The following is an 11,282-nucleotide window of genomic DNA, read 5'->3' as shown; positions in this document are numbered from 1 at the left end:
CTGCTTCGCAGCGACCCTCCCCACAAGGGGGAGGGTAAGCGGGGGGCTAGCCCGCAGCCCTTGCAGGCTCATCCTGCTGGAATGCGGCCAGCGCCGCCTTCAGACCGTCAGGTCCCTCAGCAACCAGCTGCGGCGTCGGCGAGAAGCCGGCGCCGAGCATCTTGCGGCCAAGCATGTGGTCGCCGGGACGGTTGACCGATTCGATACCGAGCAGCCGGTCGCCGGCATAGTGGTAGATCGAGAACTTGTTGTCGGGCAGGTCGCCCAGCACGACATGGCTGTCGCCGCCGGCGGTCAGGCCGACCATCTGCAATTTGATGTCGCCGATGTCGGACCAGAACCATGGCACCGCCGAATAGGCGTCGGCATGGCCCGATATCGTGCGCGCGGCAAGCCGCGCCTGGTCGGTGGCATTCTGCACCGATTCCAGCCGCACGTCGCCGCCGGTGAACCAGTGCCGGTAGGAGGCAGCATCGCCAATGGCGAGAATCTCCGGCATCGACGTGCGCATCTGATGATCGACGCGAATGCCGTTGGCGATGCTGAGGCCGGCCGCCTGCGCCAGTTCTAAATTCGGCACGGCACCAACGCCGACGATGAGCATGCGCGCCGGCAGCCTTTCGCCTGATGAGGTGATGGCGGCCGTGACATGACCGTTTTCGCCATCGAGCCTGGCGATGGAGGTGCCGGTGAGGATGCGCACGCCTGTCGCCTCCAGCCGTTGCCGGACGTGGCTCGCCACGATCGGCGCCACGGCGCGGCCGAGCAGCCGGTCCACCGCCTCGACCACTGTCACCGTGCGACCGGCGGCCCTCAACGTGGCTGCGATCTCCAACCCGATGAAACCGCCGCCGAGGATGACGACTTCGTCGCTTTGCGTGCTGAGGTCGCGGATCAGCCGCGCATCGGCCAGCGAGCGCAGCGACAGCACACCGGACAGGTCGGCACCGGGCAGCGGCAGCGTGCGCGGGCGCGAGCCTGTCGCCAGGATCAGGTGGTCAAAGGCCAGCGCACCACCGCCGGCAATATCCAAACTGCGGCGTCCGGCATCGATCCGATCGATCCTGACGCCGGGCCGGTAATCGATGGCGCTGCCGGTGTAAAAGGCCTCGCCGCGCAAGGGTTGCGGCTTGGCCTCGGCATCCTTGATGAAAGTCTTCGACAGCGGCGGCTTGTGATAGGGAAGTTCGTCCTCATCCCCAACGAGGATCACCGGCCCGTCATAGCCGTCTTCGCGCAGACTGGCGGCCGCTTGCACGCCCGCATGACCCGCGCCGACAATGACCACACCGTTCTTCATCGCATCCAATCCTGATTCTACCCTAGGATGTTTCGCCAGATGGCAATTGTCTGGCACCGCTGCAAGCGAGCTTTTGCGGGTCGCATCCGGGATGGCGGCTGTCAATCGCACAGTTCAGCGGCAAGACCGGTGCAGGAAAATGCATAAAGTTGAGAGTCGTAGTTTAGAATAATTCTAAACTGTTGTTTCAATTGACTTTTCTTGCGGATTGTCATTGACATCCGACGATGTCGCAGCTTTATGGAGGCTCGCGCGTCAGCGCATCCCTTTAATGTCTGGGCCTTGAACCCTTTCGATTGGAGGCATTTTGGTGTCTTTCTTCCGCGAACCGCGCGATGGCGCGGCATCTCTTGCGCCCAATGGCCCACAGATGGCCTGGCGCCGGTTGCTGCGCGCGCCGTTTACAGAATTTCCGAGAAACTGGAGAGTGATTATGACAGCACGATATGGCAGCAGGCTTGCGGCGATCGGCGCCACTGCCCTGCTGACGGCGGCGGTATTCGTGTTGCCGGCAAAGGCGGAAACCGATGCAAAGGCGGTCATCAAGACCTATTCCGACATCGCACTCGCCAAATACGAGGATTCGTTGACCACCGCGCAGGCGCTCGACAAGGCGGTCGACGCGCTGCTCGCCGCGCCATCGGTGGAACCCCTCAACGCTGCCCGTGACGCCTGGAAGGCATCGCGCGTTCCCTACCAGCAGACCGAGGTCTACCGCTTCGGCAACAAGATCGTCGACGACTGGGAAGGCAAGGTGAACTCCTGGCCGCTGGATGAAGGCTTGATCGACTACGTTGCCAAGAGCTACGGCACCGAATCGGACGCGAACGCGCTCTACACGGCCAATGTGATCGCCAACAAGGAGATCGAGATCAACGGCAAGAAGGTCGATGCATCGAAGCTTTCGCCGGAGTTCCTCTCCGGCACGCTGCAGGGAGCCGGCGGCATCGAGGCCAATGTCGCCACCGGCTACCACGCCATCGAATTCCTGCTCTGGGGCCAGGACCTGCATGGCACCGGCCCGGGTGCCGGCGAGCGCCCCTATACCGACTACGACCTCAAGAACTGCACCGGCGGCAATTGCGATCGCCGCGCCGAGTATCTGAAATCGGCCAGCGACCTTCTGGTTTCGGATATTCAGGAGATGGTCGGCAACTGGAAGGAAGACGGCGCCGCCCGCAAGGCTCTCGTCGATGGCGAGCCGAACACGGCGATCTCGACCATCTTCACCGGCATGGGCTCGCTGTCCTACGGCGAACTGGCCGGCGAGCGCATGAAGCTCGGCCTGCTGCTGCATGATCCGGAAGAGGAGCACGATTGCTTCTCCGACAACACCTACAATTCGCATCTCTACGACGCCATCGGCATTCGCGCGGCCTATCATGCGAGCTACACGCGTCTCGACGGCACCGTCGTTTCGGGTCCCTCGGTGGCCGATATGGTGAAGGCGGCCGATCCGGCGATCGACAAGGAACTGTCTGACAAGCTCGATGTCACCGTCGCCAAGATGGAGGCGATCAAGGCGCGTGCACTGGCCGGCGAGGCCTATGACCAGCAGATCGCCGAGGGCAACGTTGAGGGCAACGCCACCGTGCAGGCGGCGATCGATGCGCTGATCGATCAGACCAAGTCGATTGAGCGCGCCGTCGGCTCCCTGAAGCTCAGCACCATCGCCTTCGAAGGGTCCGACAGCCTCGACGCGCCGGACAAGGTGTTCAAGTAAGGGCCGAAAGACAGGAGACTGATCCGGAGCCGGACCGGCTCTGGAACGGCCTCCGCTAGAAAATCAAGCCACACGGCGCGGGAGACGCCGTCAGCCAGCCGAGCAAGCCAATGCTGATTTGTCATTGCAATATCATCACCGAGAAGGAGATCGAGCAGACGATCGTCGGGCTGCTGGACCAGGATCCCTGGCAGCTGATCGTGCCGGCGAAGATCTATCATGCCATGCAAAAGCGCGGTCGCTGTTGCGGCTGCTTCCCAAATGTGGTGGAAACGATCATTCGGGTCACCGAAAATTACCACGCCCGCTCGGAGGCGAGCGGCGTGGATGTCGTTTCACACCTGGATCGCGTCAGAGGCCTGCGCGTCCAATACGGGAGCAGAATTCATGAAAGGCGATCCGCAGATCATCGAGCGGCTTAACGAGGCTCTTTTTCTGGAGCTTGGGGCCGTCAATCAGTACTGGGTGCATTTCCGTCTGCTTGAGGACTGGGGATACGCCAAGCTGGCAAAGAAGGAGCGGGCGGAATCGATCGAGGAGATGCACCATGCCGACAAGCTCGTCGCCCGTATCATCTTCCTCGAAGGCCATCCGAACCTGCAGTCCGTGGCGCCGTTGCGCATCGGGCAGAACGTCAAGGAAGTGCTCGAATCCGATCTTGCCGGCGAATATGACGCACGTACCGCCTACAAGCGCTCGCGCGAAATCTGCAACGACGCCGGCGACTACGTGACGATGAAGCTGTTCGAGGAATTGCTCGCCGACGAGGAGGGTCACATCGACTTTCTCGAGACGCAGCTCGACCTGCTTGCCTCGATCGGCGAGGAAAAATACGGCCAGCTCAACGCCGCATCGGCGGACGAGGCGGAGTAAGGGCATGCGGGAATGCGGCGCCTGCTAGAATTCATGCGCCGCTCGCGGCGGGCCAATGGCTCGCCGCTCCTTCGCAAGACGCCGGCCGGATTGGCGCGTCGGCGCTATGTCGTGCTCGTGTTGGCGCTTGCCTCCTCGGCGATGGCCGGTGATCTTCAGCCTGCCGGGCTCGCCACCACGCGCACCGACCTCAATGCGAAGGACCAGGCGCGCGTCATCGCCGTCACGAGGCCGACCGCGGATTTTTCCAGGCCAGAGCAGTTCGAACTGATGCAAGGTGGCGCCGGCACGTCCCGGAAGGACGTCAGCCGCGATTCCTTCTCGCAATCCTCGGCCAACATCACCTTCGAGGAAGAGGGCGACTTCAAGCTCGGCAATGCCCTTTTCCGCAAGAACTGGGTCTCGTCGCCATCCTCGACGCAGGCGTCGGACGGGCTCGGCCCGCTGTTCAACGAACGTGCCTGCCAGAACTGCCATCTGAAGGATGGCCGCGGCCGCCCGCCGCAAGGCGACGTCGGCACCACGTCGATGTTCCTGCGGCTGGCCCGTGACGCCAGCAGCGCGGAAGAGAAGGCGGCGCTTGCCGACCACGAGGTGCTCAACTTCCCCGACCCGGTCTACGGCAGGCAATTGCAGGAGCTCGCCGTACCCGGCCTGCCCGGTGAAGGCAGGATGCATATCGACTACCAAGAACGTAAGGTAGAGCTGACGGACCGCACTGTGATCTCCTTGCGCAAGCCGAGCTATTCGGTTGACGGCCTTGGCTACGGGCCGCTTGACCCACGCACCACGCTGTCGCCGCGCCTGACCCCGCCGATGATCGGCTTGGGCCTGATCGAACAGATCGCGCCGGCTGATATTCTCGCCCACGCCGATCCGGACGACAGGGACCGCGACGGCATTTCCGGCAGGCCGAACATCGTGCGCGATAGCCTGAACGGAAAACTGACGCTTGGCCGTTTCGGCTGGAAGGCACAGACCGCGTCGATCCGCCAGCAGGCGGCGGACGCTTTTGCCGGCGACATCGGCATCTCGACGCCCGAAGAGCCGAAGCATTGGGGCGATTGCACTGCTGCGGAGGCAAAATGCCTCGACATGCCGAACGGCGTGCAGCAGCGTCTTGGCCCGGTCGAAGCGCCGCCGCCGGTGATGGATCTCGTCACCTTCTATTCGCAGAACCTGGCCGTGCCGTCGCGCCGCGACCTCGACCGGCCCGACGTGCTCGCGGGCAAAAAAACATTCTACGAGATCGGCTGCATTGCCTGCCACACGCCGAAATTCGTCACGCGCCGCGATACGCCCAACAAGGCGCAGGCCTTCCAGTTGATCTGGCCTTATTCCGACTTCCTGCTGCACGACATGGGGCCTGATCTGGCCGATGGCCAAGCCGTGGGAGATGCAACGGGCAATGAATGGCGCACGCCGCCACTGTGGGGCATCGGCCTGACCGGGACGGTCAACGGCAATTCCTTCTTCCTGCATGACGGGCGCGCGCGCAGCCTGACCGAGGCGATTCTGTGGCATGGCGGCGAGGCGCAGAAAGCGCGCGACCGCTTTGCCGCCGCCAGTGCGACTGAGCGTGACGCGCTGCTCAAATTCCTGGAGTCACTGTGATGTTCAAGCGTTCTGCATTGTTTCTCGTTCTTCCGCTGGCCCTGCTGGGCGTTGTCCCTGCGTCGGCGGCGGTCAAAGCCTCCGATATCATCCAGCGCGCGATCGATGGCTTCGTCCGCCCGGCCTATGCCGGCCTGCACGAGCATGCGGAAGCCTTGACCGGATCCATGCGCGAGCTGTGCGTCACGCCCTCGCAAGGAGAACTCGATGCCGCACGCGCCGAATTCTCCGCCACCGTCTATGCCTGGTCGTCAGCCGAAATCATCGGCTTCGGACCGATCAAGGAGAACAACCGGCTGGAGCGCATGCTGTTCTGGCCGGATCGCAAGAGCATCGGCCTGAAACAGGTACAGGCGGCGCTGTCCGACAAGGATCCGACCGCGACCGATCCGGCACAACTGGCCGGCAAGAGCGTTGCCATGCAGGGGCTGGGCGCGCTCGAATTCGTTCTTTACGGCGACGGCGCCGATGCACTTGCCGGCAAGGATGATCCCTACCGCTGCGCATATGGCGCGGCGGTTGCCGGCAACATCGAAGCCATGGCCGGTGAGGTCAGCGCCGCCTGGAACAAGCCGGACGGCTTTGCAGCGCTTTGGGCCAATCCGGGGCCGCAGAACCCACTTTACCGCGACGGCAACGAAGCGGTGACGGAACTGGTCGGCGTCTTCATCAATGAGCTCGAAATGGTGCGCGACGTGCGCCTGAAAGGGTTTTTCGGCGGCAAGCCGGATGCGGACAAGCCGAAACAGGCAATCTACTGGCGCTCGCAAAACACCACCGCGTCACTGGCCGGCAATCTCTCCGGCATCGATACGCTGTTCCAGGCCTCGAAGCTGGGCGATGCCCTGCAGACCGATGCGCGCTGGATGGCCGAATCGATCCACATCCAGCTGGTCAACGGTGTCGCCACCGCCAAGGCGGTCAGCGGTCCAATCGACAAGGCGCTTGCCGATCCGGCGCTGCGTGACAAGCTCGATCATTTCGCGCTGATCACCTCCAGCCTCTCGGCCTTGATTGGCACCAGGTTGACCGCCGAATTCGGACTGACCGCAGGCTTCTCCTCGCTGGATGGGGACTGAGCATGATCCCGAAAAGTGGAAGCCGGTTTTCGGAAAAGATCATGCTCAAGAAGAGAGATTGATCCTTGAAAACCCCTCTGATAGATCGCCGCGATTTCCTGAGAGCTGCAGGCGTTGGCTTCATGGCGACGATGACGCCCTCGGCCTGGGCAACCACGCTTGTGGCCGACGCCGTCTTCGCCACGGCTTTCGTCAAACGCGACGGCAGCTTTGGCGCTGCCGTCCTGTCCGAGGCCGGCAAGGTCCTGCATGCGATCGACCTGCCCGATCGCGGCCACGATGTCACCTTCGATCCCATATCGAAACGCTCGGTGGTCTTCGCGCGTCAGCCCGGCACCTTCGCCGTGGTTTTCGATCACTCGGGCCGTGACGCGCCGCTGACCATCGCCAGCATCGCCGGCCGGCATTTCTTCGGCCATGGCGTGTTCTCGGCCGACGGTGCGCTGCTCTATGCCACCGAAAACGACTTCGACAACGCCGCCGGCGTCGTCGGCGTCTACGATGCGCGGGCCAAATTCAGCCGTGTCGGCGAATTCCCGACCTATGGCATGGGTCCGCACGAGCTTCTGCTCCTGGGCGATGGCAGGACGATCGCGGTTGCCAATGGCGGCATCGAGACCCATCCGGATTACGGCCGCGCCGAGCTCAACATTGCAACCATGAAGCCGTCCTATGTGCTGATAGACCGCGTCACCGGCGATCTTATCGAGAAGCACGAATTGCCGGCCGCACTGCATCAGCTGTCGATCCGCCACATGGACACCGATCGGTCCGGAAGCGTCTGGTTCGGCTGCCAGTACAGGGGGCCGGGCACCGATCGACCGTTGCTGGTCGGTCGCGCCGCGCGCGGCAAGGAGCTGCAGTTGCTGGACATGCCGCAGGACGTTTTGTCCGGCTTCCGCAACTACATAGGCTCGGTAGCCGCCAATTGGGCTGCCGGAACCGTCGCCGTTTCCTCGCCGGAAGGCAACTCGCTCGTCGTGATCGATGCGGCCAGCGGCCGGGTCGTTGCGAACAGCGCATTGGTCGAGGTCTGCGGCGTGGCGCCCGATGGAACCGGCTTCATGGCCACCACCGGCGCCGGCGAGATCGTCGAGGGCAGCGGTGCGACACGCTCCGAACCGGACTATGTCTGGGACAACCACATGCTGCGTATCGAACAGGCCGCATAGGCTACAAGCGAAGCCGCTTAACGAATTATGCACTATCCCCTTGCGGTGGCGGGCCGTGGCGGGCACAGGGAATTGTTTTTCGAACCGGTTGCCTCATGAAATTGCTTGCCATCGACTGTGCCGCCAATCTCTGCGCCGCTTGCGTCTATGACGCGACGGCGAAGCAGGAGCTTGGCCGTCAGGTGCTCGATCTCGGCAAGGGCCATGCCGAGCAACTGATGGCGGTCATCGCCGAAGCGCTGGAGGCAAGCGCAACCGACTATGCAGGTCTTGGCGCCATCGCCGTCTCTGTCGGCCCCGGTTCTTTCACCGGTCTGCGCGTCGGCGTCTCGACCGCGCGTGGCCTGGCGCTGGCGCTGAAGATACCGGCAATAGGGGTGACGACACTGGAGGCGCTGGCCGTCGAAGCAGCAGCGGCATTTCCCGGTCGCGCCGTGCTGGCGGCGCTCGATGCCGGCCGTGAAGAGATCCACGCGGCCTTTTACGACGAAAGGTTAGTCTTGACTTACGGTCCGGCCGCGGCCACGCTGGCTGACGTGGTGGCTATGGCGAAGGAAACGTCTCCGGTGCTTGCCGGCACCGCGGCAGCGCTCATCAGCGCATCGGCCGGGCGCGAATTTGATGTCGGCCCTCGGACAGCCACCGCCGACATTGTCACCTACGCCCGCCTGGCTGCCGCCAAGGGCGCGGGCGAACGGCCGAAACCACTCTATATACGCGGCGCCGACGCCAAGCCGCAGGCTGGCTTTATTCTATCAAGGCAAGAAAGATAAATGCGCATACCTTTTCTCCAACCACGCCGCCGGGACTACGCGCTCGAGCCGCTGAGGATCGCCGACAGTCCGGCGGTCTCGCTGCTGCATCGCGAGGACTTTGTCCGCCCCTGGACCGATGGCGAATTCGCCGCCCTGCTCGAACAGGACACCGTGTTCGGCTATGCCGCGCGCGAAACCGGACAGGGCTCCAAGCCGCCCGCCGGCTTCGTGCTGGCGAGGCTTGCGGCAGGCGAGGGCGAGATCCTGACCGTCGCGGTGGCGCGATCGCATCGTCGCCAGGGGCTGGGCTGGCAATTGATGGACGCGGTGTTGCGCGAACTGCACGCGCAGCGCGCCGAAGCGCTGTTCCTCGAGGTCGACGAGACCAATGTCGCGGCGATCGCGCTTTATCGTCGGCTGGGCTTCCGCGAGGTCGGCAAGCGGCCGAATTACTACAGATCGGCCGAACACGGACCGACCGGCGCGCTTGTCATGCGCCGCGATCTTCGCTAGCGAGACGGCCGGGATGGGGCGATGATCAAGAAAATCAGGATTTTCCTGGCGCTGGGCCTCGTTGTCGCCGGTTCGCTGGTCCTCGTGCCGCTACAGATACTGTCGATGAAGACCGGCTGGTGGCCGGAAACCTTCATCCTCAAGGTCTGGCACAGGCTGATCGTCAGGGCGCTCGGCATGCGCATCCATGTCAAGGGAGCGCTGTCCGACAAGCGCCCGCTGCTGGTGGCGTCCAATCACATCTCCTGGACCGACATCATGGTGCTCGGCTCTTTTGCCGACGTAAAGTTCATCGCCAGGGCGGATATGGAAGGCTGGCCGCTGATCGGCATGCTGTCGAAGCTGCAGCGCACCGTGTTCATCGAGCGCGAGCGCAAGCGTTCGTCGGGCGACCAGGCAAGCGAGATTGCCAGCCGCATGGCCAAGGGCGATGCGATGGTGCTGTTTGCCGAGGGCTCGACCGGCGACGGCAATATGGTCCTGCCGTTCAAGAGCACGCTGTTCGGCGCCGCCTCGATGGCGATTTCCGAAGGCGCGGCGGAACAGGTGTTCATCCAGCCGGTGGCGATCGCCTATACGCGTCTGCACGGCGTGCCGCTCGGCCGCCGGCATCGCCCGCTTGCCGCCTGGATCGGCGATGAGGATTTGATGCCGCATCTCAAGGTTCTGCTCGCTGAGGGCGCGCTCGACGTCGAGGTGCATTTCGGCGAGGCAATCGCCTTCTCCAAGGGTTCGAACCGCAAGGAGACGTCGAAACTGATGGAAAGCCAGGTGCGTGAGATGATGCAGGCGGCGCTTGCCGACCCGCGGCCGAGCCGGTAGCTCCGGCACGCTCTTGCTGGCGCGGGCCGAGAATCGTCTGTTTTTTGTCACGGAAAGGCGTTAGAAGCCGCCTTATGGACTTGAACACGATAGAAAGCGACGACATCGGCACTACGGCTGGACAGCCGGCGGTGCTTCCCGCGGCAGCGAGAAAAGTCTTCATCAAGACCTATGGCTGCCAGATGAATGTCTATGATTCACAGCGTATGGCCGATGCGCTGGCTGCCGACGGCTATTCCGCGACCGATGCCATTGGCGAGGCCGACCTGGTGCTGCTGAACACCTGTCATATCAGGGAGAAGGCGGCCGAAAAGGTCTATTCCGAGCTCGGCCGTATCCGCGCCATGAAAGCCGAGCGTGCCCTGGCCGGCCGTGAGATGCTGGTCGGCGTCGCCGGCTGCGTGGCGCAGGCTGAAGGCGCCGAGATCATCCGCCGTTCGTCGGCCGTCGACCTGGTCATCGGTCCGCAGACCTATCACCGGCTCCCGGACGTGCTGGCGCGGGTGCGCGGCGGCGAAAAGATCGTCGAGACCGACTACGCCATCGAAGACAAGTTCGAGCACCTGCCGCAGCCCAGGCGCGCCGAGGTCATCAAGCGCGGCGTCACCGCCTTCCTCACCGTGCAGGAAGGCTGCGACAAGTTCTGCACCTTCTGCGTTGTGCCCTACACAAGGGGCTCCGAAGTCTCCCGGCCGGTGGCGCAGATTGTCGCGGAGGCTGAGCGCCTGGCCGAAGCCGGCGTGCGCGAAGTGACGCTGCTCGGCCAGAACGTCAATGCCTGGCATGGCCAGGGCGGGAGCGGTCAGGAGTGGGGCCTTGGCCGCCTGCTGTTCAGGCTGGCCGAAATCCCCGGGCTGGCGCGGTTGCGCTACACCACCAGCCACCCGCGCGACATGGATGACGAACTGATAGCGGCCCATCGCGATCTGCCGGCGTTGATGCCCTATCTGCATCTGCCGGTGCAATCCGGCTCCGACCGCATCCTCAAGGCGATGAATCGCCGGCACACGGCCAGGGATTATCTGGCGCTGCTCGACCGCATCCGTACCGCGCGGCCTGACATCGCGCTCTCCGGCGACTTCATCGTCGGCTTTCCCGGCGAGACCGAGGCGGATTTCGAGGCGACCATGGAGCTGGTGCGCCAGGTCAATTACGCCTCGGCCTTTTCGTTCAAATATTCGCCGCGTCCGGGCACGCCGGGCGCCGAAATGGCCGACCATGTGCCGGAAATGGTCAAGGACGAGCGCTTGCAGAGACTACAGGCTCTGCTTGTGAAGCAGCAGCAGGATTTTGGTTTGAGCCTCGTCGGAACCACCATCGACACGCTGATCGAGAAGCCCGGCCGTCAGGCCGGCCAGAAGGTTGGCCGCTCGCCTTGGCTGCAGCCGGTTATTGTTGATGAAAAGGCCGGCGAAATCGGTGACATTATCC

11 protein-coding genes are annotated in these 11,282 nt (G+C 63.6%); 10 read left to right on the top strand and 1 reads right to left on the bottom strand.

Features of this window, described 5'->3' with window-relative positions:
* Positions 1-46: 46 nt before the first annotated feature.
* Positions 47-1,300 carry an FAD-dependent oxidoreductase gene (locus EN984_RS07935; protein ID WP_127270716.1) on the bottom strand — a complete coding sequence of 418 codons (1,254 nt, stop codon included), beginning with the start codon at positions 1,298-1,300 and terminating at the stop codon, positions 47-49.
* 433 nt (positions 1,301-1,733) lie between these two features.
* Between EN984_RS07935 and EN984_RS07930 the strand changes: the two genes are divergently transcribed.
* The 10 genes from EN984_RS07930 to miaB form a co-directional block, all read left to right on the top strand.
* Positions 1,734-3,023 (top strand): imelysin family protein, encoded by a 1,290-nt coding sequence (locus EN984_RS07930; protein ID WP_127270714.1) that lies wholly within the window; start codon positions 1,734-1,736, stop codon positions 3,021-3,023.
* Between the two features lie 110 nt (positions 3,024-3,133).
* Positions 3,134-3,445, top strand: a complete 312-nt coding sequence (locus EN984_RS07925; RefSeq protein ID WP_023811421.1) for a (2Fe-2S)-binding protein — start codon at positions 3,134-3,136, stop codon at positions 3,443-3,445.
* A complete protein-coding gene (bfr, locus tag EN984_RS07920; protein ID WP_013527914.1) occupies positions 3,411-3,896 on the top strand; it encodes a bacterioferritin in 486 nt (161 codons plus the stop codon). Before EN984_RS07925 ends, bfr begins: the two co-directional genes overlap by 35 nt.
* Positions 3,897-3,908: 12 nt before the next feature.
* Positions 3,909-5,510 carry a di-heme oxidoredictase family protein gene (locus tag EN984_RS07915; protein ID WP_127266954.1) on the top strand — a complete coding sequence of 534 codons (1,602 nt, stop codon included), beginning with the start codon at positions 3,909-3,911 and terminating at the stop codon, positions 5,508-5,510.
* Positions 5,510-6,589, top strand: a complete 1,080-nt coding sequence (locus EN984_RS07910; protein ID WP_127266953.1) for an imelysin family protein — start codon at positions 5,510-5,512, stop codon at positions 6,587-6,589. The genes EN984_RS07915 and EN984_RS07910 overlap by 1 nt, the downstream gene beginning before the upstream one ends.
* Before the next feature lie 65 nt (positions 6,590-6,654).
* Positions 6,655-7,761, top strand: coding sequence for a DUF1513 domain-containing protein (locus EN984_RS07905; protein WP_127266952.1), 1,107 nt, complete (start codon positions 6,655-6,657; stop codon positions 7,759-7,761).
* A 95-nt stretch (positions 7,762-7,856) separates the two neighbouring features.
* Complete coding sequence (tsaB, locus tag EN984_RS07900; RefSeq protein WP_127266951.1) at positions 7,857-8,534, top strand: tRNA (adenosine(37)-N6)-threonylcarbamoyltransferase complex dimerization subunit type 1 TsaB; 678 nt, start codon at positions 7,857-7,859, stop codon at positions 8,532-8,534.
* Positions 8,535-9,029, top strand: a complete 495-nt coding sequence (rimI, locus tag EN984_RS07895) for a ribosomal protein S18-alanine N-acetyltransferase (RefSeq protein WP_127266950.1) — start codon at positions 8,535-8,537, stop codon at positions 9,027-9,029. It abuts the gene before it with no gap.
* 21 nt (positions 9,030-9,050) lie between these two features.
* The gene (locus EN984_RS07890; RefSeq protein ID WP_127266949.1) at positions 9,051-9,851 is read left to right on the top strand and encodes a 1-acyl-sn-glycerol-3-phosphate acyltransferase; all 801 of its coding nucleotides are present in this window, start codon (positions 9,051-9,053) and stop codon (positions 9,849-9,851) included.
* A 182-nt stretch (positions 9,852-10,033) separates the two neighbouring features.
* Positions 10,034-11,282: tRNA (N6-isopentenyl adenosine(37)-C2)-methylthiotransferase MiaB (gene miaB / locus EN984_RS07885; RefSeq protein ID WP_245480043.1), on the top strand; the 1,249-nt coding region annotated here is incomplete at its 3' end.

The organism is Mesorhizobium sp. M7A.F.Ca.CA.004.12.1.1 (assembly GCF_003997835.1).
Lineage (GTDB): Bacteria > Pseudomonadota > Alphaproteobacteria > Rhizobiales > Rhizobiaceae > Mesorhizobium.
This window is presented reverse-complemented; position numbering and strand designations above follow the sequence as displayed.

Excerpts from the sequence above, each read along its gene's own strand:
- EN984_RS07935 (WP_127270716.1), bottom strand. The coding sequence starts at position 1,300 with ATGAAGAACGGTGTGGTCATTGTCGGCGCGGGTCATGCGGGCGTGCAA.
- EN984_RS07930 (WP_127270714.1), top strand. The coding sequence starts at position 1,734 with ATGACAGCACGATATGGCAGCAGGCTTGCGGCGATCGGCGCCACTGCC.
- EN984_RS07925 (WP_023811421.1), top strand. The coding sequence starts at position 3,134 with ATGCTGATTTGTCATTGCAATATCATCACCGAGAAGGAGATCGAGCAG.
- bfr (WP_013527914.1), top strand. The coding sequence starts at position 3,411 with ATGAAAGGCGATCCGCAGATCATCGAGCGGCTTAACGAGGCTCTTTTT.
- EN984_RS07915 (WP_127266954.1), top strand. The coding sequence starts at position 3,909 with ATGCGGCGCCTGCTAGAATTCATGCGCCGCTCGCGGCGGGCCAATGGC.
- EN984_RS07910 (WP_127266953.1), top strand. The coding sequence starts at position 5,510 with ATGTTCAAGCGTTCTGCATTGTTTCTCGTTCTTCCGCTGGCCCTGCTG.
- tsaB (WP_127266951.1), top strand. The coding sequence starts at position 7,857 with ATGAAATTGCTTGCCATCGACTGTGCCGCCAATCTCTGCGCCGCTTGC.
- rimI (WP_127266950.1), top strand. The coding sequence starts at position 8,535 with ATGCGCATACCTTTTCTCCAACCACGCCGCCGGGACTACGCGCTCGAG.
- EN984_RS07890 (WP_127266949.1), top strand. The coding sequence starts at position 9,051 with ATGATCAAGAAAATCAGGATTTTCCTGGCGCTGGGCCTCGTTGTCGCC.